This window comes from Amycolatopsis sp. NPDC098790 (genome assembly GCF_044759945.1).
GTDB lineage: Bacteria > Actinomycetota > Actinomycetes > Mycobacteriales > Pseudonocardiaceae > Amycolatopsis.
In genome coordinates, this window is the sequence record NZ_JBIWAI010000005.1 from 325236 (window position 1) to 350772 (window position 25537).

At 71.1% G+C, this 25537-nt stretch carries 26 protein-coding genes; 15 read left to right on the forward strand and 11 right to left on the reverse strand.

What is annotated here, in order from left to right:
- Window positions 1–13 precede the first annotated feature (13 nt).
- The 5 genes from ACIQWX_RS35065 to ACIQWX_RS35085 are packed head-to-tail and all read left to right on the forward strand — an operon-like array spanning window position 14 to window position 3691.
- Window positions 14–802 carry a sporulation protein gene (locus ACIQWX_RS35065; RefSeq protein WP_400880561.1) on the forward strand — a complete coding sequence of 263 codons (789 nt, stop codon included), beginning with the start codon at window positions 14–16 and terminating at the stop codon, window positions 800–802.
- Window positions 802–1293, forward strand: a complete 492-nt coding sequence (locus ACIQWX_RS35070) for a PPOX class F420-dependent oxidoreductase (protein ID WP_400880564.1) — start codon at window positions 802–804, stop codon at window positions 1291–1293. Before ACIQWX_RS35065 ends, ACIQWX_RS35070 begins: the two co-directional genes overlap by 1 nt.
- Window positions 1290–1907 carry an HD domain-containing protein gene (locus ACIQWX_RS35075; protein WP_400880567.1) on the forward strand — a complete coding sequence of 206 codons (618 nt, stop codon included), beginning with the start codon at window positions 1290–1292 and terminating at the stop codon, window positions 1905–1907. Before ACIQWX_RS35070 ends, ACIQWX_RS35075 begins: the two co-directional genes overlap by 4 nt.
- 9 nt (window positions 1908–1916) lie before the next feature.
- A complete protein-coding gene (locus tag ACIQWX_RS35080) occupies window positions 1917–2822 on the forward strand; it encodes a pseudouridine-5'-phosphate glycosidase (RefSeq protein WP_400880570.1) in 906 nt (301 codons plus the stop codon).
- A complete protein-coding gene (locus ACIQWX_RS35085; RefSeq protein WP_400880573.1) occupies window positions 2819–3691 on the forward strand; it encodes a carbohydrate kinase family protein in 873 nt (290 codons plus the stop codon). The genes ACIQWX_RS35080 and ACIQWX_RS35085 overlap by 4 nt, the downstream gene beginning before the upstream one ends.
- Here the strand turns inward: ACIQWX_RS35085 and ACIQWX_RS35090 are convergent.
- Window positions 3688–4023 (reverse strand): DUF3099 domain-containing protein, encoded by a 336-nt coding sequence (locus ACIQWX_RS35090; protein WP_400880576.1) that lies wholly within the window; start codon window positions 4021–4023, stop codon window positions 3688–3690. The genes ACIQWX_RS35085 and ACIQWX_RS35090 overlap by 4 nt on opposite strands.
- Window positions 4024–4040: 17 nt before the next feature.
- Window positions 4041–5306, reverse strand: a complete 1266-nt coding sequence (locus tag ACIQWX_RS35095) for an amidohydrolase (protein WP_400880578.1) — start codon at window positions 5304–5306, stop codon at window positions 4041–4043.
- Window positions 5307–5334: 28 nt separating this feature from the next.
- Here ACIQWX_RS35095 and ACIQWX_RS35100 point away from each other — a divergent pair, with 28 nt between their 5' ends.
- The 4 genes from ACIQWX_RS35100 to ACIQWX_RS35115 all read left to right on the forward strand — a co-directional run bounded on the left by ACIQWX_RS35100 (window position 5335) and on the right by ACIQWX_RS35115 (window position 11198).
- Window positions 5335–6837, forward strand: coding sequence for a methyltransferase (locus tag ACIQWX_RS35100; RefSeq protein WP_400880581.1), 1503 nt, complete (start codon window positions 5335–5337; stop codon window positions 6835–6837).
- Window positions 6834–7259, forward strand: coding sequence for a D-aminoacyl-tRNA deacylase (dtd, locus tag ACIQWX_RS35105; protein WP_400880583.1), 426 nt, complete (start codon window positions 6834–6836; stop codon window positions 7257–7259). Before ACIQWX_RS35100 ends, dtd begins: the two co-directional genes overlap by 4 nt.
- Before the next feature lie 289 nt (window positions 7260–7548).
- A complete protein-coding gene (locus ACIQWX_RS35110; RefSeq protein ID WP_086681614.1) occupies window positions 7549–8583 on the forward strand; it encodes a sigma-70 family RNA polymerase sigma factor in 1035 nt (344 codons plus the stop codon).
- 959 nt (window positions 8584–9542) lie between these two features.
- On the forward strand, window positions 9543–11198 hold the full coding sequence (locus tag ACIQWX_RS35115; RefSeq protein WP_400880587.1) for a fumarate hydratase: 1656 nt from the start codon (window positions 9543–9545) through the stop codon (window positions 11196–11198).
- 57 nt (window positions 11199–11255) lie between these two features.
- Here the strand turns inward: ACIQWX_RS35115 and ACIQWX_RS35120 are convergent, their stop codons facing one another.
- The 7 genes from ACIQWX_RS35120 to ACIQWX_RS35150 all read right to left on the reverse strand — a co-directional run bounded on the left by ACIQWX_RS35120 (window position 11256) and on the right by ACIQWX_RS35150 (window position 16466).
- Entirely contained in the window at window positions 11256–11936 is a 681-nt protein-coding gene (locus tag ACIQWX_RS35120; protein WP_400880590.1) for a hypothetical protein, read from the reverse strand.
- Window positions 11937–12101: 165 nt separating this feature from the next.
- Window positions 12102–13505 (reverse strand): MFS transporter, encoded by a 1404-nt coding sequence (locus ACIQWX_RS35125; protein ID WP_400880593.1) that lies wholly within the window; start codon window positions 13503–13505, stop codon window positions 12102–12104.
- Between the two features lie 66 nt (window positions 13506–13571).
- Window positions 13572–14009: an SRPBCC family protein gene (locus ACIQWX_RS35130; RefSeq protein WP_400880595.1), complete on the reverse strand. Its 438-nt coding sequence runs from the start codon at window positions 14007–14009 to the stop codon at window positions 13572–13574.
- A gap of 14 nt (window positions 14010–14023) precedes the next feature.
- The gene (locus tag ACIQWX_RS35135; RefSeq protein WP_400880598.1) at window positions 14024–14533 is read right to left on the reverse strand and encodes a hypothetical protein; all 510 of its coding nucleotides are present in this window, start codon (window positions 14531–14533) and stop codon (window positions 14024–14026) included.
- Window positions 14534–14690: 157 nt separating this feature from the next.
- Window positions 14691–15185 (reverse strand): hypothetical protein, encoded by a 495-nt coding sequence (locus ACIQWX_RS35140; RefSeq protein ID WP_400880601.1) that lies wholly within the window; start codon window positions 15183–15185, stop codon window positions 14691–14693.
- Window positions 15186–15254: 69 nt separating this feature from the next.
- Complete coding sequence (locus tag ACIQWX_RS35145) at window positions 15255–15635, reverse strand: DoxX family protein (RefSeq protein WP_400880604.1); 381 nt, start codon at window positions 15633–15635, stop codon at window positions 15255–15257.
- A 57-nt stretch (window positions 15636–15692) separates the two neighbouring features.
- Entirely contained in the window at window positions 15693–16466 is a 774-nt protein-coding gene (locus ACIQWX_RS35150) for a GntR family transcriptional regulator (protein ID WP_400880607.1), read from the reverse strand.
- Window positions 16467–16535: 69 nt separating this feature from the next.
- On the opposite strand from ACIQWX_RS35150, the gene ACIQWX_RS35155 reads away from it, so the two are divergent.
- Window positions 16536–17747, forward strand: coding sequence for an APC family permease (locus tag ACIQWX_RS35155; RefSeq protein WP_400880609.1), 1212 nt, complete (start codon window positions 16536–16538; stop codon window positions 17745–17747).
- 126 nt (window positions 17748–17873) lie between these two features.
- Window positions 17874–18674, forward strand: a complete 801-nt coding sequence (locus ACIQWX_RS35160; RefSeq protein WP_400880612.1) for a S1 family peptidase — start codon at window positions 17874–17876, stop codon at window positions 18672–18674.
- A 40-nt stretch (window positions 18675–18714) separates the two neighbouring features.
- Here the strand turns inward: ACIQWX_RS35160 and ACIQWX_RS35165 are convergent, their stop codons facing one another.
- On the reverse strand, window positions 18715–19815 hold the full coding sequence (locus tag ACIQWX_RS35165) for an NAD(P)H-dependent flavin oxidoreductase (RefSeq protein ID WP_400880615.1): 1101 nt from the start codon (window positions 19813–19815) through the stop codon (window positions 18715–18717).
- Between the two features lie 13 nt (window positions 19816–19828).
- Window positions 19829–21445, reverse strand: coding sequence for an acyl-CoA synthetase (locus ACIQWX_RS35170; protein ID WP_400880617.1), 1617 nt, complete (start codon window positions 21443–21445; stop codon window positions 19829–19831).
- 62 nt (window positions 21446–21507) lie between these two features.
- On the opposite strand from ACIQWX_RS35170, the gene ACIQWX_RS35175 reads away from it, so the two are divergent.
- From ACIQWX_RS35175 to ACIQWX_RS35190, 4 genes are all read left to right on the forward strand, one after another.
- Entirely contained in the window at window positions 21508–22296 is a 789-nt protein-coding gene (locus tag ACIQWX_RS35175; protein ID WP_400880620.1) for a crotonase/enoyl-CoA hydratase family protein, read from the forward strand.
- 75 nt (window positions 22297–22371) lie between these two features.
- Window positions 22372–23355 (forward strand): Zn-ribbon domain-containing OB-fold protein, encoded by a 984-nt coding sequence (locus ACIQWX_RS35180; protein ID WP_400880623.1) that lies wholly within the window; start codon window positions 22372–22374, stop codon window positions 23353–23355.
- Between the two features lie 7 nt (window positions 23356–23362).
- Window positions 23363–24376 (forward strand): thiolase domain-containing protein, encoded by a 1014-nt coding sequence (locus tag ACIQWX_RS35185; protein ID WP_400880626.1) that lies wholly within the window; start codon window positions 23363–23365, stop codon window positions 24374–24376.
- Window positions 24373–25536, forward strand: a complete 1164-nt coding sequence (locus tag ACIQWX_RS35190) for a thiolase domain-containing protein (RefSeq protein WP_400880629.1) — start codon at window positions 24373–24375, stop codon at window positions 25534–25536. Before ACIQWX_RS35185 ends, ACIQWX_RS35190 begins: the two co-directional genes overlap by 4 nt.
- Window position 25537: the final 1 nt, after the last annotated feature.

Consider the following 25537-nt stretch of genomic DNA (forward strand, 5'->3'; position numbering starts at 1 on the left):
CAGGATCCACGGCATGTTCCAGAAGGTGCTCGCGACGTTCGGCTCGGGCGGCGCGAAGATCGACGCCCGTCTCCTCGACCGGTCCGCCACCCCCGGCCGGCCCCTCCACGGCGAGGTCCTGCTGGCCGGCGGCGACGTCGACCAGGAGATCAAGGGCCTCGCGGTGACGCTGCTGGCCCGCGTCCAGGTCCCCGGCGCGGACAAGACGGAAGACCTCCCGTTCGGCACCCAGCAACTCGTCGGGCGCGAGGTCATCCGCGCGGGCCAGCAGGTGCGGGTGCCGTTCGAGGTGCCGCTGCCCTGGGAGACGCCGGTGACCAGCGTCTACGGCAAGCCGCTGACCGGCATGGCGGTTGGCGTCCGGGCCGAGCTCGACCTGGCGACGTCGGTGTCCGACCCGTTCGACGCCGACGCCGTCGCGATCGAGCCGCTCCCGGCGCAGAAGCGCGTCCTCGACGCGCTGAGCCGCATCGGCTTCACCTTCCGCGAGGCGATCCTGGAGCAGGGCCGGATCAACGGCGCCCAGCAGCAGCTGCCGTTCTTCCAGGAGGTCCGCTTCGCTCCTTCGCCACGCTTCGCGAGCGTGTTCTCGCAGCTCGCGGTGACGTTCCTGGCGTCGTCCGACCGCACGGACGTCGTCCTGGAGGTGACCAAGCGGGTCCGGGTCTCGAAGACCGGCGGCTTCGGCGGCCGCGGGCAGGACTTCCTCGGGATGTTCACGATGAAGCCGGACGTCAACTGGGAGAAGCAGCTCGACGACTGGCTCGACCAGGTCGCCCGGCCGCGCGGGATCTTCGACTGATGGACGGGCTTCGCGCCGCCCGGCCGCACATGCCCGGCTACGGCGTCACGGCCGGTACCGACGGGCTCCTGCCCTGGTCGTGGGCGGACGAGCGGCTGCGGGAGTCGCACGACTTCTGGCTGGCGACGGTCACCCCGGGCGGCCGCCCGCACCTGATGCCGGTGTGGGCGGTGTGGACCGGCGAGGTGCTGTGGTTCTCCTCGTCCCGGCGGTCGGTGAAGGCCCGGAACATCGCCGCCGGCTCGGCCGTGTCGATCGCGACGGACGACCCGTACGAGCCCGTCGTCGTCGAAGGCGTCGCCGAGATCGTCACCGAACCCGCGGCCCTGCGGGAGTTCCTTGACGCGATGAACGCGAAGTACGACACGGACTACGGCGAGGACTTCCTCGATCCCACCGCGAACGCGTCGATGCGGCTGCGGCCCGAGAAGGTGATCGGCTTGCGGGAGAAGGACTTCACCGGCACGCCGACCCGCTGGACGTTCCCGTGAAGTGGGCCGAAGCGGTCGCCGTCCTCGGTGGCACCTCCGACGCCTGGCCGGCACTCCGGGCCCGCTACGGCGAGCCCCACCGCCGCTACCACACGCTCGACCACGCGGCCGCCGTCGTCCGCGACTCCGCCTGGCTGGCCGGCGACCTGGATGAAACCGACCGCGCGGTCCTCGCCGTCGCCGCTTGGGCGCACGACGTCGTCTACGACGCGAACCCCGGCGAGGACGAACGCGCCAGCGCGCACTGGGCCCGCGAAGCGCTGACCGGAGTCCCCGAAACCCACCAGAAGCGCGTCGAAGACCTGATCCTGACGACGATCGAGCACGACGCCCCGCCGGACGACCACCTCGCCACCGCGCTCCTCGACGCCGACCTCGCCGTCCTCGGCGCCCAGCCCGACCGATACGCGGCCTACGCACGCGCCGTGCGCGAGGAGTACGCGAAGTACACCGACGAAGTCTGGCGCGAAGGCCGCATCGCCGTCCTCGAAGGCATGCTCGCCCGGCGGCTCTACCGCAGCGAAGCCGCGCGGGCACGCTGGGCGACCGCCGCGGAAAAGAACCTCACCGCCGAGCTGACCCACTGGCGCACCGACCGGGACGATCACCGATGATGGTTCCTCGTGACCACCCCACTCAACCTGCACGAAGAGGTCGCCTCGGCGCTGCGTGACGGGCACCCCGTCGTCGCGCTGGAGAGCACCATCCTGTCCCACGGCCTGCCGCCCGGCCGCAACCTCGACGTCGCCCGCCGTCTCGAGCGCGTCGTGCGCGACGGCGGTGCCGTCCCGGCTACCATCGCGGTGCTCGACGGGCGTGTCGTCGTCGGCCTCTCCCCCGCCGAGCTCGAGCGCGTCTGCGCGCCGGACGCCGGCCTCGACAAGCTCTCGCTGCGGGACCTCGGCCCGGCCGTCGGCCTCGGCCGGTCGGGCGCGACGACCGTCGCGAGCACGTCGGCGCTGGCCGCCGCGGCCGGCATCGGGATGTTCGCCACCGGCGGGCTCGGGGGCGTGCACGTCGGCGCGGCGCAGTCGTGGGACGTCTCGGCGGACCTCGGCGTGCTGGCGAAGGTGCCGACCGTGGTCGTCTGCTCCGGCGTGAAGTCGGTCCTCGACATCCCGGCGACGCTGGAAGTGCTGGAGACGAACTCGGTGCCGGTGCTGGGCTACCGCACCGACGACTTCCCGGCGTTCTACCTCCGCTCGTCGGGGCACGCCGTCGGCTGGCGGGTCGACGACCCGAAGCAGGCCGCCGCCGTGGTCGCCGCGCACCGCGCGTACGCGGGTTCCGGTGTCCTGCTGGCGAACCCGATCCCCGAAGCGTCCGAAATGGACAGAGAGCTGCACGACCGGCTGCTCGCCGAGGGCCTCGCGCTCGTCGAAGAGCAGGGGGTGCACGGCGCCGACGTCACGCCGGTCCTGCTGGAGCACTTCCACACGGCCAGCGGCGGCGTGAGCATCGACGCGAACGAGGCTTTGGTGCTGAACAACGCGAAGCTGGCCACCGAGGTCGCGGTGGCGCTGGCATGAGCGGCATCGTGGTGGTCGGCGACGCCGCCCTCGACGTGATCGCCCGGCACGACAAGCCGTTGCCGCACGGCGGTGACGCGCGCGCGAAGATCCGCTTCACCGGCGGCGGTTCGGGCGCCAACACGGCGCTGTGGCTGCGGCACCTCGGCGCGGAGACGACGTTGCTCGCGCGGATCGGCGACGACCCGGGCGGCCGGCTGATTCGGGCCGAGCTGGAGGCGGCGGGCGTGCGGTGCGCGTTCGCCGTCGACCCCGAGGCGCCGACGTGCTGCGTCGTCGTCATGGTCGACGGCTCGGGGCAGCGCAGCATGCTGGCCGACCGCGGCGCGAACCAGCGCTTCGCCCCCGAGGACGTCACCGCCGACGCACTGGCCGGGGCGCGCCACCTGCACCTGTCCGGGTACGTGCTGCTCGACCCGCCGTCGCGCGCGGCCGGGCTCGCCGCGCTCGCGGCGGCGAAGGAAGCCGGGCTGACGACGTCGGTCGACCCGCAGGCGGCCGCGCACATCACCGACCCGGCGGCGTTCCTCGACGACGTCCGCGGGGTCGACTTGCTGATGCCGAACACCGAAGAGCTGGTCGCGCTGACCGGCTCGGCGGACCCGGTGTCGGCGAAGGAACTGCTCGACACCGTCGGCGCGGTCGTGGTGACGGCGGGGCTGGACGGCGCCAGCTGGGTCGACCACGACGGCGTCACGAGCGTCCCGGCGGTCGAGGCGGAGTGCATCGACTCGACCGGCGCGGGCGACGCGTTCGACGCGGGTGTGCTCACCGGCTGGCTGGCCGGCGAGTCCACTGTGGACGTCCTGCGGCACGGGACGCGCCTGGGCGCGCTGGCCGTCGGGAAGGTGGGTCCGCAGCCGGGCTAGCCGTCGATCACGCGGTGGTTGGTGCCTTCGATCGCCGTCGCCTCGCGCTGGTACGTGGACACGTTCTCGGACTTGCGGGGCGGGCGGTCGTTGGCGATCAGCACCGCGATCCACGGCAGCGGCACGGAGATCGCGAGGAACCCCAGCGCCAGCCACCACGTGTGGTACGTCAGCCCGGCGAGGATCAGGCACGGGATCCGGCACGCCATCATGATCACGTACTTGCGCTTGCGGGCGGCGAACTGCTCTTCGTACGACGGGGCCGCCCCGGTGATCAGCACCGGGTCCGAGTCCTTGGCGGGCGTGGTCACTGCACCACCTCCACGTCCCATCGTCCCACCTGTTCCGGTCATCCGACACCTGGGTGGGACAACCGGCTCAACGCGGCTGTCACGAGCGTCTCGATGCCCGTGCGCAGCGTCGGGTGCAGCACCGGGGCGAAGCGCGGCGAGTGGTTGGACGGGATGTCGCGCTCGAACCGGCCCTCGGTCATCGCCGTGATGACCGTCTGCGGGTCGAAGCCGCCGACCAGCCAGAACACCGACGGCACGCCGGCCGCCCGGCCGAACTCGCTGAAGTCCTCGCTCCCGGTGACCAGTGGCGCCGGCAGCACGATGTCGGCGCCGAAGTGGCCGCGGAAGACCTCGGTGAGCGCGTCGTTGGCGGCTTCGTCGTTTTCGGTGATCGGGTACGCGCCGGACCGGACGATCTCCGGCGGCTTCGGCGCGCCGGCCGTCGCCGCCTCGCCGTTGACGATCCGTTCGACCGCGGCCAGCACCCGCTCGCGGACGGCCTGGTCGAACGACCGGACGTTGACCTCGAGGACGGCGTCGTCGGCGATGACGTTGCTCGCCGTGCCCACGTGCAGCGAACCGACGGTGACCACGGCCGAGTCGGTGGCCGCGATCTCCCGCGAGACGATCGTCTGCAGCTTGAGCACCACGGACGCGGCCAGCACGGCCGGGTCGACGGTCGTCTCGGGGCGCGAGCCGTGGCCGCCGCGGCCGTGCAGGGTGATGCGCAGCGTGTCCGTCGCGGCCATGATCACGCCGGGCCGGGTCAGGACCCAGCCGGCCGGGCCGGGCACCAGGTGCTGGCCGAACACGACGTCGGGGGTGCCGGCCCGGTCGAACAGGCCGTCCCGGATCATCCGCACGGCGCCGCCCGCGCCCTCCTCCCCCGGCTGGAAGACCACCTGCAGCGTGCCCGACCAGGTGTCGCGGCCCTTCGCGAGCAGCGCGGCGGCGCCGGAGAGCCAGGTGGCGTGCATGTCGTGGCCGCACGCGTGCATGACGGGAACGTCCTTGCCGTGCTCGTCGGTGCCGCGGGCGGTGCTCGCGTACGACAGGCCGGTCTTCTCCTCGACCGGCAGCGCGTCGATGTCGGCGCGCAGCAGCACCGTCGGGCCCTCGCCGTTGCGCAGGACGCCCAGCACCCCGGTGCCGGCGATGCCGGTGTGCACCTCGTAGCCGTCGCGCTCCAGCCGCCGGGCCAGCTCGGCCGCCGTCCGGGTCTCGGCGAAGGACAGCTCGGGGTGCCGGTGCAAGTCGATGTACAGCGCTTCGAGCTCGGGCAGCGCCGCGTCGAGCGGGGCGAGGACGCGTTCATGGGTCACGGGGGCCATCGTGGCAGCATTACCCACCGTGAGCACGCGAAGCGTACTGCCCGACCTGTCCGACGACGTCTGCGCGCGGTTGCGCGAGGCCTTCCGGCGCACCTCCTACGACGCCGACGGCGTGGTGGCCGCCCTCGGCGGAGCCGCCCACGCGGCGCTGGGCCGCGGCGAGCCGGTGCCCGCCGAGCGCGCGAGCCGGGACGCGGGCGACCTGGGGACGCTGATCCGGCTGTTCCTGCTGGGCGGCACTGAGCCGGAGACCGCGGTCAAGGCCGCGTTCGCGCCGCTGACGCCGGAAGACGCCGTCGCCGCCGGCGTGCTGAGCGCGGTCCGGGACGGCTACCGCGCCGCCCTGGACATCCGGCCGCACGGCGACGAGGAAGGCTCCTGGTGGGTCGTGTCCGACCTCGACGCCGACGTGCTGGGCACCACGGTGCCCGAAGACCACGTGCTCGGCGTCGGCCACGCGTCGCTGTCGCTGATCCGCGCGACCAGCCGCCGCCCGGTCGGCACCCTGCTCGACCTGGGCACCGGCAACGGCGTCCAGGCGCTGCACGCGACCCGGCACGCCCAGCGCGTCACCGCCACCGACGTCTCCGAGCGGGCCCTTTCCCTGGCCGCGGCGACGTTCCGGCTCAACGAGCTGGACGTCGAACTCGTGCGCGGCGAGTGGTTCGCGCCGATCGCGCGGCGGAAGTTCGACCAGGTCGTCTGCAACCCGCCGTTCGTGGTCGGGCCGGCGCGCGTCGACTACACCTACCGCGACTCCGGGCTGGCCGGCGACGACGCGAGCGCGCTGGTCGTCCGGCAGCTGCCCGGCTTCCTCAACGAGGGTGGCGTCGGCCAGCTGCTGGCGTCGTGGCTGCACACCGGGAAAGAGGACTGGGCCGACCGGGTGAGCCGCTGGCTGCCCGCCGAGACCGACGCGTGGTTCGTCCAGCGCGACGTGGCCGATCCGGCGCTGTACGTCGGCACGTGGCTGCGTGACGCCGGTCTCGACCCGCGCTCGCCGGAAGGCCGGGCGAAGGCGGCGGCGTGGCTCGACTGGTTCGCGGCGAACGACGTCCGGGGCATCGGGTTCGGCTTCGTCACGCTGCGGCGCGCGTCCGGGCGGACACCGACCGTCGTCTGCGAAGACCTCCGGCAGGCCTACGACGACCCGCTGGGCCCGGAAGCGGCCGGCTGGCTGGACCGCGTGGAATGGCTGCGCGAATCGGGAGATTCGTTGCTCGATGTCCGTTTTGTGGTGCCCGACACGGTTTTGCTGGAAAGCGTCGAGGAACCCGGCGACGAGGGCTGGGCGGCGACCGTCCGGCGGCTGCACCGCACCGACGGGCCGGGCTGGCAGCACGAGGTCGACGACCTGGCCGCGCGGCTCCTGGCCGGCTGCCGCGGTGCGTTGCCCTTGGAGGACTTGATCGAGCTCCTCGCGTTCTCGCAAGGACTCGACGCTTCGGAGCTCGCCGCCACCGCGTTGCCCGTCGTCCGCGAGCTCGTCCGGCACGGGATGCTCGTCCCGGCGGGCCGATGAGGGCCGTCGCGGCGCGCGTCACCCAGGCGGCCGTCACCGTCGAGGGTGAGGTCGTCGGCGCGATCGACGAACCGGGTTTGCTTGTGCTGCTGGGAATCCACGCCGGCGACGACGCGGCGAAGGCCGTGACGATGGCGCGCAAATTGCACGAGCTGCGCGTGCTTCGCGACGAGGAATCATGCGCCACGGCGAATGCGCCGCTGCTCGTGGTGAGCCAGTTCACGCTCTACGGCGACACGAAGAAAGGGCGCCGGCCGTCGTGGACGCAGGCCGCCCGGCCGGAGGTCGCGGAGCCGTTGGTGGACGCCGTCGTGGCCGAGCTGCGCGGGCGCGGCGCCACCGTCGCGACGGGGCGTTTCGGGGCGATGATGGCGGTCTCGAGCGTCAACGACGGTCCGTTCACGGTTCTCGTGGAGGTCTAGACCACCTCGCCCGGGTTCACGTCTTGACGTGATTCACATGGGATTCTCAGGTTCCCCGGTCACGGAACGTTCTCAGCAAAAGCTCAGCAATGGTGGAGCAACCGGAGCGCGCCGGCAGCCGTCTCCTTTTCAGGCGAGCCGGGAACGTTTTGGAAACCCGGAGCGTTGTGCCAGATGTCCAGCCAAGCCGGCCGGACCGGCGTACCGGGTTCCACAGGCCCCGGTCCGCGGGTACGCACCCGGTGGGACGACCGCAGCAGCACGTTCAGCCCGTGACCGGGGAGGCAGAATGTCAGTCCAGACTCTCGAACGCGAGTCGCGCGGGATTCGCGAGCGCATCCCGGCTCAGGTGTCCGAGGAGCCGTCGTCGCTGAGCGTGGGGGCGCTCACCGACGCCGACCTCGACGCCCAGAGCCCCGCCGCCGACCTCGTCCGCGTCTACCTCAACGGCATCGGCAAGACCGCCCTGCTGTCCGCGGCCGACGAGGTCGAGCTCGCCAAGCGCATCGAAGCCGGCGTCTTCGCCCAGCACATGCTGGACACCGGGGAGAACCTCACCCCGAAGCGCCGCAAGGAGCTGTCCGCCCTGGTCCGCGACGGGCACGTGGCCAAGAACCACCTCCTGGAGGCCAACCTCCGCCTGGTGGTCTCGCTGGCCAAGCGCTACACCGGCCGGGGGATGCCGCTGCTCGACCTGATCCAGGAGGGGAACCTGGGTCTGATCCGCGCGGTGGAGAAGTTCGACTACTCCAAGGGGTTCAAGTTCTCGACCTACGCGACCTGGTGGATCCGCCAGGCCATCACCAGGGGGATGGCCGACCAGGGCCGCACCATCCGGCTCCCGGTCCACCTGGTGGAACAGGTCAACAAGCTGGCCCGCATCAAGCGCGACCTGCACCAGCAGCTCGGCCGCGACGCGACGAACGACGAGCTGGCGGCCGAGTCCGGCATCCCGGCGCACAAGATCTCCGACCTGCTCGACCACTCGCGTGACCCGGTAAGCCTGGACATGCCGGTCGGCACCGAGGAGGACGCCCCGCTGGGCGACTTCATCGAGGACTCCGAGGCAACGGACGCCGAGAGCGCCGTGATCTCGGGCCTGCTGCAGGACGACCTGCGCCGCGTCCTGGCCACGCTGGACGACCGCGAGCAGCACGTGATCCGCCTGCGCTACGGCCTCGACGACGGCCAGCCGCGCACGCTCGACCAGATCGGCAAGCACTTCGGTCTGTCCCGCGAGCGCGTCCGCCAGATCGAGCGCGAGGTCATGTCGAAGCTCCGCCAGGGCGAGCGGGCCGACCGGTTGCGCGCGTACGCCAGCTGATCGCTTTTCGTGAAGGGGCGGGTGCAGAGTGCACCCGCCCCTTTCGCGTGTCCTGGACCAGCAGTTCCCGGTTTCACGCGGCCGTTCTGGAAAATCCTTCACGAAAAGCGGGTTTCGCTCGCGCGAGCCCTGGGTAGCAACCCCTCGCCGGAACCCGTTCGGCCGCGTTGACATATGACCTTCGTCACGCCACATTCGTGGAGCGGCTTGCGACACCGGCACCGACCAGGCGGCAGGGTGTGCACGCACCCGGCCGCTTTCCCCGGGAGGTCGGGTCCGTCGGGGTGGACCCGGCCTCCCGACCACTTTCAGGCTCCGGTCGCCGCCGCACCGGCCTTCCGCCGCCCGGGGCTTGTCCACAGCCGGGCCGCAATGTGGACAAAACCCCCGCACGCGCGACTTCCCCGCCGTTTTGGTCACCCAGCACCGATACGCTGGAGCGGGGCGGTCCCCCAGGGAGGGCGGGCGCCGAGGGCGGGCACCGGAGAGCCGGGGGCCGGAGAGCGGGCGCCGGTGACCAACCACCACCTGCGAACGCAGGCAGGCAGCACAAACCCGCCACCCCCACCAACCAGACCTCCCCGCAACCCCGATCCAAAGCCCGAACACGGCCGGCGGTGCCGGGTCAAGGCACGCTTTCCCGCCTTGACGCGGTACCGCCGGCCGTAGTCACAATCGGGCATCGGGGTGGTGGAGACACCAAGCCGGGATCGTGGAGACACACCAGCCCGGGGTGGCGGAGACACCAAGCCCGGCGTCGCAGGACACCAAGCCCGAGATGGCGGAGACACCAACCCGGAACACCGAGCGGGACACCAACCCCAGGATCGCGGCCCCACCAACCCCCCAACCGAACCCAAACCGCGTGGGGTGGCCCACAGTGACCACATGCCTCTTCGGCGTGCCCCCCACCCCTGATTAGGGTGGACCGATCCCGGAGCTGGCAAAGGAGCCTGGCAGTGCCGTCCACCACCACGTTTCAGCACACCGAAGTCCTCCCGCTGGGCAAGGACACGACGACCGAATACCGGCTGGTCACCGACGAAGGCGTCGAAACCGTCGAAGCCGCCGGCCGCACCTTCCTGAAGATCGCCCCGGAAGCACTCACCACCCTCGCGCGCACTGCCATCACCGACATCCAGCATCTGTTGCGTACATCACACCTCAAGCAGCTCAAAGCCATCGTCGACGACCCCGAAGCGAGTGGCAACGACCGCTTCGTCGCCATGGACCTGCTGCGCAACGCCGCCATCTCCGCCGGCGGCGTCCTCCCGATGTGCCAGGACACCGGGACCGCCATCGTCATCGGCAAGCGCGGCGAAGGCGTCCTCACCGGCGGTGACGACGAGCGCGCCCTCTCGCGGGGCATCTTCGACGCCTACCAGCAGCTGAACCTGCGCTACTCGCAGATGGCGCCGGTCAACTTCTGGGACGAGCGCAACACCGGTACCAACCTCCCGGCGCAGATCGAGCTGTACCACAAAGAGGGCGACCCGACCTACGAGTTCCTCTTCATGGCCAAGGGCGGCGGCAGCGCCAACAAGACGTTCCTCTACCAGGAAACGAAAGCCGTCCTGAACCCGAAGCGGCTCGCGCGCTTCCTCGACGAGAAGCTGCGCAGCCTCGGCACCGCGGCCTGCCCGCCGTACCACCTCGCGATCGTCGTCGGCGGCATGTCGGCCGAGTTCAACCTGAAGGTCGCGAAGCTCGCCTCCGCGCGCTACCTCGACAACCTCCCCGCCGAGGGTTCCGAGCTGGGGCACGCCTTCCGCGACCAGGACCTCGAGCAGCAGGTGCTGGAGATGACCCGCCAGTTCGGCATCGGCGCGCAGTTCGGGGGCAAGTACTTCTGCCACGACGTCCGCGTCATCCGGCTGCCCCGCCACGGCGCGTCCTGCCCCGTCGGCATCGCCGTGAGCTGCTCCGCCGACCGGCAGGCGAAGGCGAAGATCACCGCCGACGGCGTGTTCATCGAGCAGCTCGAGCGCGACCCGGCCCAGTTCCTCCCCGACGTCACCGAGGAAGACCTCTCCGACGACGTCGTGAACGTCGACCTCAACCGGCCGATGGCGGAGATCCGCGCGCAGCTCTCGCAGCTGCCGGTCAAGACGCGGCTTTCGCTCACCGGGCCGCTGGTCGTCGCCCGCGACATCGCGCACGCGAAGATCGCCGAGCGCCTCGACGCCGGCGAGGAGATGCCGGACTACCTGAAGAACCACCCCGTCTACTACGCCGGCCCGGCGAAGACGCCGGAGGGCTACGCGTCGGGTTCGTTCGGCCCGACCACGGCCGGGCGGATGGACTCCTACGTCGAGCAGTTCCAGGCCGCCGGCGGCTCACTCGTCATGCTGGCCAAGGGAAACCGGTCGAAGCAGGTGACGAACGCGTGCCAGTCGCACGGCGGGTTCTACCTCGGCTCGATCGGCGGCCCGGCCGCGCGGCTCGCGCAGGACTGCATCAAGAAGGTCGACGTCCTCGAGTACGCCGAGCTCGGCATGGAAGCCGTCTGGAAGATCGAGGTCGAGGACTTCCCGGCGTTCATCGTCATCGACGACAAGGGCAACGACTTCTTCGCCAGCACCGGCGACCCGGTGCTGCAGATCAGCTTCCGTTGATGCACAAGGGAAGGGGACACCGGCCCGCCGCCGGTGTCCCCCTCCTTCCCTGCTCCCTCAGCCGACGCGCTCGATCCGCGCGCGCCGGATGAGGAACTTTCCGGGTTCCCGAACCTGTTCGAAGGCGGCGTTGTTGAGCAGCGTGCAGCTGCCCGACACCGACGTCACCTCCACCGTGGTGGACTTCGAGTTGTCCAGGTTGGTCACCTTCAGCTTGGTCCCGGCCGGGAACTGGTTGCTCGACGCGGCCGGCGCGCCGCCTTCGCCCGAGAGCGTCACGGTCGAACCCGGGCAGACGACTTCGCCGACGGCGCCGGTGTCCACTCCGGACTGATCCTGCTGGGCCGGCGCCTGTTGCGCCGGGGCTTGCTGAGCCGGAGCCTGCTGAGCCGGTGCTTGCGCGGCAGGCGCTTGCGCGGCCTGGCCGTTGTTCGCGACGACGTTCGCCGTGCAGCCGGCGACCTGCCGCCGCTGCTGGATCAGGTCGACGACCGCCTGCCGGTTGGCGATCCGCGCGGCCGACTGCGCGTCCGGGTTCGCCTGCTGGCCCGCGATGAAGTTCAGGTTGTTCTGCAGGGCGGTGTCGAGTCCCCCGCAGTTCTCCTTGGGCGCTTCGGCCGCGTTGCCCGCGGGACTGCTCAGCGCGATGGCCGCCGCGGTGATGCCGGAAACACCCAGCAACGCGGCCAGCCCGACGGTCGCCTGCTTGCGGTGCCGACCACTGCTCAACCGGGGCATGTGCCCCTCCTCTCTGATCACCACCTCACCCTTGGATACGGCTCGGTAACACGGGCGGTTCACCGGAATCGCCGGAAGTTTTTCGACGACTTCGAGAGGCGCGGGAAGAAGTGGTCCGGACCACTGAGCGCGAAATCCGCCGCTACCAGCGAACGGACACCGTGGTCAACCCACTGAAGTGGACGCTTGGTCCGAACCATTCACGCGCGCCGCGGTCGCCAGCGCCCAGCGACCGGTCGTCACCAGCCCCAGCACGAACACCAGCACCCCACACCCCGCGACGATCGCCCACACCGCGTGGCCCGTTCCCGGCGGCGTCCCCGCGTCCGCCGCCACCACCGCGCCGATCACCGCCACCCCCAGCGACGTCCCCACCTGGCGGCTCGTCGACGCCACCGCCGCCGCCAGACCCGCCTGCTCGCGGGGCATCCCGGACACCGCCGCGTTCGTGATCGGCGCGTTGAGCAGGCCGTAGCCGACGCCGAAGCACACGTACCCCGTCACCACCCACGCGATCGGCGTCGCCGGGCCGATCCCCGCCAGCACCACGCCGGACGCCGCGATCCCCGCGCCGGCCACCAGCAACGGCAGGCGCGGGCCGCGCGCGCCGGTCAGCCGGCCCGACAACGGCGCGCCCACCGCCGTCAGCACCGCCATCGGCAGCGTCAGCAACCCCGCGTGCAGCACCGAAAACCCGCGCGTCTCCTGCAGGTACAACGTCGTCAGGAACAAGAAGCCCGACAGCGCCGCGAACCCGGCGACCGCCGTGAGCGTCGCCCCCGAGAACGGGACGCTGCGGAAGAACCTCAGCTCCAGCAACGGATCCCGGCGCCGTCGCTCGTACGGCAGCAGCACCGCCAGCGCCGCCGCGGCGACCGCGAAGCAGCCCACCATCACCGGCACGCCCGAGCCGCGGCCTTCGATGATCCCGTACGTCAGCGACGCCAGCAGCACGATCACCAGCAGCTGCCCGACCGGGTCGAGGCGGCGCGGGCGCGGGGCGCGCGACTCCGGGACGAACACCGCCGTCAGGACGATCGCGGCGAGGCCGACCGGGACGTTGATCCAGAAGATCGAGCGCCAGCCCGCCCAGTCGACGAGCACGCCGCCGAGCACCGGGCCGACCGCCAGGCTCAGCCCGTTCACCCCGGCCCAGACGCCGATCGCGCGCGTGCGGTCACGCGGGTCGGTGAAGACGTTCGCGACGATGGACAGCGCGACCGGGTTGAGCATCGACCCGCCGATCGCCTGCAGCGCCCGGAACGCGACCAGCAGCCCGATGCTCGGCGCGATCCCGCACAGCAGCGACCCGAGGCTGAACAGCGCCAGGCCGGTCTGGAACGTCCGGCGCCGCCCGATCCGGTCCGCGGTCGAGCCGGACAGCATGAGCAGGCTGGCCAGCACGAGCGTGTACGCGTCGATCGTCCACTGCAGACTGGAGACCGACGCGCCCAGCTCGCGGCGGATCGAGGGCAGCGCGAGGTTCACGATCGTGTTGTCGAGCCCGACGATGAACAGGCTCAGGCAGCAGGTGGCCAGGACCACCCGCCGGCGCACCGGCTGCGGCACCGCACTCCCCAACTAGTTGCACGGACAATATTAAGCACTGTACAACTAATTTTGGTGCGACCCCGGTCAGCCCGGGAACAGCTGCGTGAGCCGCGCGAGGGTCTTCTCGATGCCTGCGGCGTTCTTGCGCGGGAACGGGCTGAGGCTGATGGCCAGCGGGAACTTCGCCGTCGACCAGTCGAACGTCTCGGTGACCTCGGTGCGGCCGTCGTCGAGGGGCTCGAGGCGCCAGCGCCAGCGGTGCCCGTTGAAGTGGCGCCAGGCGATCAGCCGGCCCTCTTCGAACTCGACGACGGTGTTGAGGATCTTGTACGACGCGCCCATCTTCATGTCCATGCCGAACTTCGCGCCGAGCGTGAGCCGGTCCGGGCCGCCGGACTGGGCGGCCCGGACCGTGCCGGATCCGTCGATGAGCGGGTGCTGGGCCGGATCGGCGAGCAGCCCGAAGATCTTCCCGGGCGGCGCGGCGACGATCGCGGTGCGTGAGACCTGGCGGCTTCCCATCACCCGACCCTAGATCATTTCTGCGTCTTCAACACGACCGTGCGCTGGTCGAGCGGCGCGGCCAGGGCGACCGAGATCACCGGGTAGCGGATGTCCATGGTGCACATCTGGCCGGTCTGGGCCTTGGTCTCGCTCAGGTTGACGACGACGCGGTCGCCCGCCTGCTCGGTCGCCTCGCCGAGGGCGTGGCCGCAGCCGCCTTCCTGGGCGCGGATGTTCAGGACGGTGCCGCCGTTGGCCGTCCACACCTCGTGCGGGTAGTTGGCGGGCAGGGCCGTGGCGTCGACCTTGTTCGGCGGCACCGGCGTACTGCCTTCGGGCACGGTCAGCCGGGGTTTGCCCGGCGGGTTGGCCGACGGCGAGGTCGGCAGCACCGACTCGGTCGGCGACGTCGAAACGCTCCCGGTGGGCGCGGCGGAGTCACCCCCGGCAGCGGGCTGGCTGGTGGGCATGTCCTGGCCGGCGCAGGCCGTTGCCATCAGCAGGAACGCGCCTGTCCCGACCACCTTCGCTAAGTACCTCATGTCCCGAAGACGGAACGGGCGGCGCCGGGGGTTGCACGGATCCGGTGAAGCTTTCACGACCTGGGACCGGAGCTTTCACGTGAAAGCTCCCGGACGTGGTCTGGGAGGGCGACCCCGGGCATCCCGGGGCGGCCCTCCCAGCGTCTGCGGGAACTGCTCAGCCCTGGCGGAGCACCACCGTGCGCGTCCCGAGCGGTTCGGCCAGCGTCAGCGGGATGCTGATCTCCTTGATGTAGTCCGGGCACACCTGGCCCTTCTTCGCCGTGATGACCGAAACCAGCACGACCACCTGCTGCGGCGTCTGGTCGCCGACGTGCGCGGCAACGCGGCGGCAGCCGCCCTCCTCGGCCTGGAGGATCACCGTCTTGCCGTCGAGGCTGCGGGTCAGGCTCCGGGGGAAGCCTTCGGGCAGCCCGCGCGCGTCGACCTGGGACTCCGCGATCACGTCGTCGCCCGGGGCGATGCCCTGCGTCGGCCGCCCGACGGTCTGAGACGGCGGGGGCGCGATCGTCGGCGAACCCGGCACCGAGGGCGAACTCGACGTCGTGGGCGTCTCCGGACCGGTGCTGCTCCCGGCGGGCGCCGCCGTGTTGGCCGCCCCGCACGCGGTCAGCGTGAGGAGCAGAAGAGCCGTACCCAGCAGTGTGCGCATACCTCCAGGACGGAGGGGAGGCTCGATCGGTTGCACCTGCCGCGCGAGAGCATCCTCGGGTCGACGAAGTCAGAGCCGGCCGGCCGCCACGAACACGCACACCGCCAAGATCACCGCGTTCACCCCGACGTTCCGCCACTCAGCCGCCTTGTGCTGCACCACCGCCAACCGGCCGTGCATCGCCATCGCGCCCACCATCACCACCGCCAGCCCGACCGCCGCCCAGCCCGTCAATGCCGGTGCGACTCCGACGAGCACCGGCAGAACCAGCCCCACCACCGCGATCAGCTCGCAGATCGCGGTGAACCGGACCACCGGCAGCGGGTACGCCGCCGCGCCCGTTTGGCCGGTTTCGAGCATCCGCTCACGGGACATCGTCGACTTCAGCACGCCCGACACGACGAAAATCGCCGCCAGCAACACCTGACCGACCCACAGTGCGATGTTCATGACGTCCTCCCGTTCGGTTGTGCGGGAGGAACGAGACCGGCGGTGAAGACGTGACAGTCAGGCGCGGCCCAGCCGGGTCATGAAACTCAACCGGTCACCCCGGTAAAGCGACCGCACCCGCTCGAACGGCGCCCCATCGGGACCCCACGAAATCCGGTGCGTCAGCAGCATCGGCAAAGCCGGATTCGTCCCGATCAGCAACGCCTCGCGCGGCGTCGCCAGCACCGTCTCGACCCGCTCCTCCGCCCCGTCGAACACCACGCCGAGCTGCTCGCTCAAGCATGCGTTCAGCGACTGCTCGGGGTTGAACACCTCCAGCAGCGTCGGGAACCTCTCCGCCAGGAGATATGTCGACTCCAACCCGACGCGCTCCTCGTCGGCGAGCAGCACCCGCTCGATGTGGATCACCTCGGCGTCCGACGTCACCTGCAGGTCCGCCGCCAGCGCGCTGCCCGCCAGCCGCCTTTCCAGGGTGATCACCGTGCGGCCCGGGCGGATCCCCTGGCGGCGCAACCCCTCCGTATAACTCACCAGGGCCAGCGGCTGCACCAGCTTCGGCCCCGCGACGAACGTCCCGCTCCCCTGACGCCGGCTCAGCCTGCCCTCGAGCACCAGTTCGCCGACCGCCTGCCGTACCGTCGCCCTCGACACCTCGAAGCGCTCGCACAGCTCACGTTCCGTCGGCAGCACCGATCCTTCGCCCAGTTCCGCGATCACCGCCAGCAGCTCGACCTTGACCGCGTAGTAGCGCGGAACACGGCCGTGCTCGGGAATCCCGTCGAGGACGGGACCATCGGCGGACAGGCGGGAATGGCGTGAAGGGGCGGGCACGGAATCGACCCTATTCGTTTCCCGGTGCGCCGTGGTTCGCTGTGGCGCGCAACACGGAGGATCACCCGGATGCGCCCGACACCCTTGGCTCGACGACTGGGCCTGGCCGACGCCGTTTTCCTGGGCCTGGGCTCGATGATCGGCGCCGGCGTCTTCGCCGCGTTCGGTCCGGCGGCGCGGGCCGCGGGGGCCGGATTGCTCATCGCCTTGGTCGTCGCGGCCGTCGTCGCGTACTGCAATGCGATGTCGTCGGCGCGGCTCGCGGCGATTCACCCCCAATCGGGCGGCACCTACGTTTACGGGCGGGAAAGGCTCGGTGAATTCTGGGGCTACCTGGCCGGCTGGGGATTCGTCACCGGCAAGACGGCCAGCTGCGCCGCGATGACGCTCACCGTCGTCGCCTACGCCGCACCCGGCCTCGGGCAGCCGTGGCGCGGCCTCCTCGCCGTCGCCGTCGTCGGCGGCCTCACCGCGGTCAACTACTTCGGCGTGCACCGCTCGGCGCTGGCGACGCGGGTGATCGTCTCGTGCACCCTGCTCGTGCTCACCGCCGCCGCGGTCACGATGGCCACCGGGCCGGCCGCGGGCGGCCCGCTCGTCGCCTGGCCCGGTGCCGGCGGTGTCCTCGAGGCCGCCGGGCTGCTCTTCTTCGCCTTCGCCGGGTACGCGCGGCTCGCGACGCTCGGCGAGGAAGTCCGCGACCCGGCCCGCACCATCCCGCGCGCCATCCCGCTGGCGCTGGGCCTCACCCTCGTCGTCTACGCGGCCCTGGCGGTGCTGCTGCTCGTCCGCCTCGGCCCGGCCGCGCTCGCCGCGAGCCCCGACCCGATCGCGGCCGCCGTCCCGGGGTGGCTCGCCCCGGTCGTCCGGGTGGGCGCCGCGCTGGCGGCACTCGGCTCGCTGCTGGCGCTCATCCTCGGCGTCTCGCGCACGACGCTGGCGATGAGCCGCGACGGCCACCTCCCCCGGTTCCTCGCCGCCGTGCACCCCCGCTACGACGTGCCGCACCGCGCCGAACTGGCCGTCGGGCTCGTCGTCGCCGTGCTCGCCGCGTTCCTCGACCTGCGCGCCGCGATCGGCTTCTCGTCCTTCGCCGTCCTGACGTACTACGCGGTCGCCAACGCCGCCGCGCTCACCCTGAAGGGGAAGGCGCGGGCCGTCCTGGGCCTGGCCGGGTGCGTGGTGCTGGCCTTCAGCCTGCCGCTGCCGTCGGTGCTGGCCGGGTGCGTGGCGTTGGTGCTGGGCGCTTCGGCCTACGGCGTTCGTCGGATCCGCCGGTGAGAAATCACCCAACCGCCCGAAACATCCGAAGAAAGTTGGTTGTCCCGGTATGTGAGCACCTGGTGTAGTCATGGAGCCGCTGACGGCAACCGGCTTCCACTGTGGACACTGGAAGGACTGATCCCCTTGGCTCCCAAGCGCTGGTTCACCCTGCTCAGAAACGCCACCACCGCACTGGCCGCGCTCGCCGCGGCGGCGTCGTTCGCCACCCCGGCGATCGCCGCCCAGCCGCCGTCCACCGACGTCGTCGGCGGGACCCGGGCCGCCCAGGGCGAGTTCCCGTTCATGGTCCGGCTGTCCATGGGCTGCGGCGGCGCGCTCTACACCAACCAGATCGTCCTGACCGCGGCGCACTGCGTCAGCCGGACGGGTTCGAACACCTCGATCACCGCGACGGTCGGCGTCGTCGACCTGCAGAGCACCAGCGCGCAGAAGATCCGCTCGACCTACGTCTACCAGTCGCCCACCTACGGCACCTCGACCGGCGGTGACTGGGCGCTGATCAAGCTGGCCAGCCCGGTGAGCGGCCTCTCGACGCTGCCGATCGCGACGAACGCGACCTACAACACCGGCACGTTCACCGTCGCCGGCTGGGGAGCGGCCCGCGAAGGCGGCGCGCAGCAGCGGTACCTGCTGAAGGCGACCGTCCCGTTCGTGGCCGACAGCACCTGCCAGGCCCAGGGCGGCAGCTACCCCGACCTCATCCCGAGCGCCGAGATCTGCGCGGGCAACCTCGCCTCCGGCGGCGTCGACACCTGCCAGGGCGACTCCGGCGGCCCGATGTTCCGCCGCGACAACGCCGGCGCGTGGATCCAGGTCGGCATCGTCTCCTGGGGCGACGGCTGCGCCCGCGCGCACGCCCCCGGGGTCTACACCGAGGTGAGCACGTTCGCGTCGAAGATCGCCGCGGCCGCCGCTTCGCTGTAACCACTTTCGCGAGGAGGGGGCCCGCCGCGGCGGGCCCCCTTCAGCGCGTCTTGTCCAACCGCGACAGTGCTTCTTCGTAGCCGGACACCAGGTCCGCGACGACGTCGGCGACCGGCCGCACCGCGTTCATCCGCCCCACGATCTGCCCCACCGGCATCGACACGACACTCGGGTCGTTCGCCGCGTGGATCCGGTTGTGGGCGTGGGAAACCAGCAGGTTCTGCAGCGGCATCGGCAACGGCTCGGGCGCGTCGGCCGCGGCCCACGCCTCGGTCCAGCGGGTCTTGAGCAGCCGGGCCGGCTTGCCGGTGTAGATCCGGGTCCGCACGGTGTCCGACGAGGACGCGCCGACGAGCGCCTGCTGCATCGCCACCGACTCGCCCATCGTCTGCAGGTACTCCGCGGTGGCCAGCCACATCGAGCCCATCCAGACGCCGGACGCCCCGAGCGCGAGCGCCGCGGCCATCTGCCGTCCGGAACCGATCCCGCCCGCGGCGAGCACCGGCACGTCGACGGCGTCGACGATCTCCGGAACCAGCACCATGGACGCGATCTCGCCGGTGTGCCCGCCGGCTTCGTAGCCCTGCGCGACCACGAAGTCGACGCCGTTCTCGACGTGCCGCACCGCGTGCTCGGCCTTGCCGGCCAGCGCCGCCACCGGCACGCCCTTGTCGTGGCACTGGGCGATGACGTCCACCGGCGGCGAGCCGAGCGCGTTGGCGATCAGCTTGATCGGGTGGTTGAGCGCGACCTCGACGTGCGAGCGGGCGACCGAGTGCAGCCAGCCGAGGACACCCGCGCGCTCGTCGGTGTCGTCCGGCAGCGGCGGCACGGACAGTTCCTTCAGGACGCGGTCGACGAACTCGCGGTGGCCGTCCGGGATCATCTTCGCCAGGTCGACCTGGGTGCCCTCGGCGGGCACCTTCGCCGGCATCACGATGTCGACGCCGTAGGGCTTGCCGCCGGTGTTCTCGTCCATCCAGGTCAGCACCCGGTCGAGCTCGGCGGCGTCGTTGAACCGGACGCAGCCGAGCACGCCGAGCCCGCCGGCGCGGCTGAGCGCCGCGGCGACGTGCTCCGAGGGCGTGAACCCGATGATCGGCAGGTCGATGCCGAGCCGGTCGCACAGGGGTGTCCGCACTTGCGATGTCCTCTCAGACGGGCTGGGCCGTGGCCGGTTCGTGCTCGGCCGCGTAGCGCTGGGCCCACGGGTAGTCCGGTTTGCCGCTGGGCGACCGGCCGATCTCGCCGGCCAGCCAGATCGTGCGCGGCACCTTGTACCCGGCGATCTCGCCGCGGACGTGCTCCTCGAGCGAGGCGAAGTCCGGCGAAGCGCCCTCGCGCAGCTGGACGACGGCCGCGACGCGCTGGCCGAGCCGGTCGTCCGGGATCCCGATGACGAGCGCGTCGAAGACGTCGGGGTGCGACTTGAGCGCGCCTTCGACCTCTTCCGGGTAGACCTTCTCGCCGCCGGTGTTGACGCACTGGGAGCCGCGGCCGAGCAGCGTGACGGTGCCGTCCTCCTCGTAGCGGGCGTAGTCACCCGGGACGACGTACCGGACGCCGCCGACCTCGACGAAGATCTTCTTGCTCTTCTCGGGGTCGCCGTAGTAGCCGAGCGGGACGTGCCCGCGGCGGGCGATCAGCCCCACCGCGCCGGGTGCCGGGTCGACGAGCTTGCCGTCGTCGTCGACCAGGATCGCGTCCTTGCCGAAGCTGACCCGCGGACCGGCGCTGTGGTCGGAGTCCTTGCCGACCATGCCGATCCCGGTGAAGCCGCTTTCCGACGAGCCGATCGCGTCGGTGATGACGGCGTTCGGGACGAGCTCGACGAACTCCTGCTTGACCGACTGCGAGAACAGCGCGGCGTGGCTGGAGACGGCGACGAGCGAAGAAGCGTCGTAATCGCCCTCGCGGAACGCCTCGATCAGCGGCCGCGCCATCGCGTCGCCGACGATCGTGAGGACCTGGACCTTGTGCTCCTGCACGGCCTTCCAGATCTCGTGGGCGTCGAAGCGCGGCACGAAGACGACCGGGCTGCCGGTGAACAGCGCGCCGAACGCGGCCCACTGCGCGGCGCCGTGGATGAGCGGTGCGGCGGGCAGCCGGGTCAGGCTCCCGGCCTTGCCCTGCTCGGCGAGCGTCCACTCGTCCGGGATGTACTCGCCGGTGACGAAGTTGATCCCGCCGCCGAGCGCGCGCCAGACGTCCTCCTGGCGCCAGAGCACGCCTTTCGGGTAGCCCGTGGTGCCGCCGGTGTAGAGGATGTAGAGGTCGTCGTTGCTGCGTTCCTCGAAGTCCCGCTCGGGGCTTTGCGCCTCGAGCGCGGCTTCGTAGTCGACGCCGCCGTAGCTCTCGTAGTCGCCGCCACTGCCGTCGTCGATCACGACAACGTGTTTCAGTTTCGGCGTCTCAGGGAGGACGGCGGCGACCTTGTCCGCGTAGCTCCTCTCGTGCACGAGGGCGACGAGCTCGGCGTCGGTGAAGAGGTAGGCGAGCTCGCCGTGCACGTAGCGGTAGTTGACGTTGACGGCGATCGCGCGCAGCTTGTACGCCGCGATCATCGCCTCCAAGGCCTCGATCGAGTTGCGGGAATAGACCCCGATGTGGGACCCGCGTCCCACGCCGTGCGCGGCGAGGTGGTGGGCGAGCCGGTTGGCCCGCGCCTCCAGTTCGGCGAAGGTGACCCGCCGGTCGCCGCACACGACCGCGACGCGCTCCGGCACGGCGTCGACGGCGTGCTCCAGAAGATCCGCGATGTTGAGTGCCACGCCCTCAAAGTAGAACATGTTATCGTTCTGGGCAATGGCACTGCTCCTTCAGGAGGTCTTCCGTGGGTGAACCGCACGCGCTGGTTTCGCAAGAGGGGCAGACCCTGATCGTCACGATGAACCGCCCCGAGGCGCGCAACGCGATCACCGGCGAGATGATGTCGATCATGGTTTCCGCGTGGGACCGGGTGGATGCGGACGACTCGATCCGCAGCTGCATCCTGACCGGCGCGGGCGGCGCGTTCTGCGCGGGCGCGGACCTGAAGTCGATGACCCGGAACTCGCCGTCGGAGTCGTTCGCGTCGGGCAAGTTCGACCCTTCCCGGATCCCCGGCCTCTTGAAGGGCCGTCGGCTCACGAAACCCCTCATCGCAGCGGTCGAGGGGCCTGCGATCGCGGGCGGGACGGAGATCCTCCAGGGGACGGACATCCGGGTGGCCGGCGAGTCGGCTCGGTTCGGCGTGTCGGAGGCCCGGTGGGGACTGTTCCCGATGGGCGGGTCGGCGGTGCGGCTGCCACGTCAGATCCCGTACACGGTGGCCGCCGACATCCTGCTGACCGGACGTCACCTGTCCGCTTCCGAGGCGTTGGCGATCGGGTTGATCGGGCACGTGGTGCCGGACGGGACCGCCCTCTCTCGCGCGTTGGAGCTGGCTTCATTGGTGAACGCGAACGGGCCGGTCGCGGTGCGGGCGATCCTGCGGACGATCCGGGACACCGAGGGGCTGCACGAGGAAGAGGCCTTCAAGCTCGACTCGCAGTACGGCATCGAGGTCTTCGCTTCCGACGACGCCAAGGAGGGGCCGCGGGCGTTCTCGGAGAAGCGCAAACCGGACTTCAATGGCCGCTGACATAGAACGCGTTCCACCGATATCGGACCGCCTCGCGGAGGAACCTTGTCGACAGAACAAGAACATGTTTCACTCATGGACGTGACCGAGACACCACTGGCGGCACCCCTCAACGTCGGCTTCGACTACACGCGGTCCACCGGGCCCGTTCTGGGCCGGTTCGTCACCTCCCTGCGCGAACGCCGGATCGAAGGCGTCCGGGGCAGTGACGGCCGCGTGCACGTTCCGCCCGTCGAGTACGACCCCGGGACCGCCGCTCAGCTCGGCGAGTTCGTCCCCGTCGCCGACGAGGGCACCGTCGTGTCGTGGTCGTGGTGTCCCGAACCGCTCGACGGGCAGCCGCTCGACCGGCCGTTCGCCTGGGCGCTCGTCAAGCTCGACGGTGCCGACACCGCCATGCTCCACGCCGTCGACGCCGGCTCCCCCGCGAACATCCACAGTGGACAGCGGGTCCGCGTCCGATGGGCCGACGAGACCGTGGGGCACATCCGCGACATCGCCTACTTCCTGCCGGTCGACGCCGAGGACACCACGCCGACCGCGCCCGCGCCCCCGGTCGCCGAGCGCGAAGAAGGCGCTCCCGTCAGCGTCGTCATCACCCCCGTGCACCTGAAGTACATGCACTCCGCCTCCCCCGAGGAAAGCCGGTACCTGCGCGGTCTCGCCGAGGGCAAGCTCATCGGCCAGCGGTGCCCGAAGTGCGAGAAGGTCTACATCCCGCCGCGCGGTGCGTGCCCGACCGACGGCGTCCCCACCACCGATGAGGTCGAACTCCCCGACACCGGCATCGTGACGACGTTCTGCATCGTCAACGTCCCGTTCCTCGGCCAGCGCCTCAAGCCGCCGTACGTGGCCGCGTACATCCTGCTCGACGGCGCCGACATCGCCTTCCTGCACCTCGTCCTCGGTTGCGACGCCCAGGACGTCAAGATGGGCATGCGCGTGCGCGCCGCGTGGAAACCGCGCGACGAGTGGTGGACGTCGCTGGAGAACATCAGCCACTTCGAGCCGACCGGTGAGCCGGACGCGGCCTACGAAACCTTCGCCCACCACCTGTGAGGTCCTGATGCCAGACGTCGCGATCGCGGGCTTCGCGAAGGCCCCCAACGTCCGCGAAACCCCGGGCACCACCAACGGCGTGGAAATGCTCGTCCCGATCTTCGCCGAGGTCTTCGAGCGGACCGGCCTGTCCAAACAGGACATCGGCTTCTGGTGCTCCGGCTCGTCGGACTACCTGGCCGGGCGCGCGTTCTCGTTCATCGCCGCCGTCGACGCGATCGGCGCGTTCCCGCCGATCCACGAGTCGCACGTCGAGATGGACGCCGCCTGGGCGCTCTACGAAGCGTGGCTGAAGATCAAGATGGGCGAGGTCGAGACCGCGCTCGTCTACGGCTTCGGCAAGTCCAGCGCCGGACAGCTGCGCCGGGTGCTCGCCCTGCAGCTCGACCCGTACGTCGTCACTCCACTGTGGCCGGATTCCGTCTCGATCGCCGGGATCCAGGCGCGCATGGGTCTCGAAGCCGGCCTCTGGTCCGAAAAGGACCTTGCCGAGGTCGCCGCGCGCGGCACCGGCAAGGACGTCGCCGAACTACTGGACACGCCGTACTACGCCGACCCGTTGCGGCGGCACGACATCGCGCCGATCACCGACGGCGCCGCGGTCATCGTCCTGTCCACTGTGGAACGCGCGAAGGACATCGTGGACCATCCAGCGGTGATCCAGGGCATCGAGCACCGCGTCGACTCCCCCGTCCTCGGCGCCCGCGATCTCACGCGCAGCCCGTCCACCGAGGCCGCGGCGAGCGCGCTGGACCTCGACGGCGCCGACCTCGCCGAGCTGCACGCGCCCTTCACCCACCAGGAACTCATCCTGCGGACGGCGTTGAAGCTCGGCGACGACGTCAAGATCAACCCCTCCGGCGGGGCGCTGGCCGCCAACCCGATGTTCTCCGCCGGCCTCGCCCGCATCGGCGAGGCGGCGGCCCGGATCCACAGCGGCGAATCCCGCAAGGCCGTGGCGCACGCGACGAGCGGCCCGGTCCTGCAACAGAACCTGGTGACCGTGCTGGAGGCCCGATGACCAAGCAGCTCACCGCCGTGCTCGGCACCGGCCAGACGCACCACCGCGCCAAGCGCCAGGACGTCTCGATGCCGGGCCTGCTGCGCGAGGCGATCGACCGCGCGATGGCCGACGCGCAAGTCGGCTGGACCGACATCGACGCCGTCGTGCTCGGCAAGGCGCCGGACCTGTTCGAGGGCGTCATGATGCCCGAACTGTTCCTCGCGGATGCTTTGGGCGCCAACGGGAAACCGCTGCTGCGCGTGCACACCGCCGGTTCGGTCGGCGGGTCGACGGCGCTGGTCGCCGCGTCGCTGGTCCAGTCCGGCGTGCACCGCCGCGTGCTGACCGTGGCGTACGAGAAGCAGTCCGAGTCGAACGCGATGTGGGGCCTGTCGATCCTGCCGCCGTTCCAGATGCCCGTCGGGGCCGGCGCGGGCGGCTACTTCGCGCCGCACGTGCGTTCCTACATCCGCCGGTCGGGCGCGCCCGAGCACGTCGGCGCGATCGTCGCGGCGAAGGACCGGCGCAACGGCGCCCTCAACCCGTACGCGCACTTGCAGCAGGCCGACATCACCGTCGAGTCGGTGCAGAAGTCGCAGATGCTGTGGGACCCGATCCGCTACGACGAGACGTGCCCGTCGTCCGACGGCGCGTGCGCGATGGTGCTCGGCGACGAAGCCGCCGGGGACGCCGTCGAGGGCGGCGCCGCCTGGATCCACGCGACGGCGATGCGCACCGAGCCCACCACGTTCGCCGGCCGTGACCAGGTCAATCCCCAGGCCGGGCGCGACGCCGCGGCCGCGTTGTGGGCCGAGGCCGGGATCGAGGACCCGATGTCCGAAGTGGACGTCGCGGAGATCTACGTGCCGTTCTCGTGGTTCGAGCCGATGTGGCTGGAGAACCTCGGGTTCGCGCCCGAAGGCGAAGGCTGGAAGGTCACCGAAGCCGGCGAGACGGCGATCGGCGGGCGGCTGCCGGTGAACCCGTCCGGCGGGGTGCTCTCGTCCAACCCGATCGGCGCGTCCGGCATGCTCCGCTTCTCCGAAGCCGCGAAGCAGGTGATGGGCCGGGCCGGGGACTACCAGGTCGACGGCGCGCGCATCGCGGTCGGGCACGCCTACGGCGGCGGGTCGCAGTACTTCTCGATGTGGGTGGTCGGCGCGCACAAGCCGCGTTGAT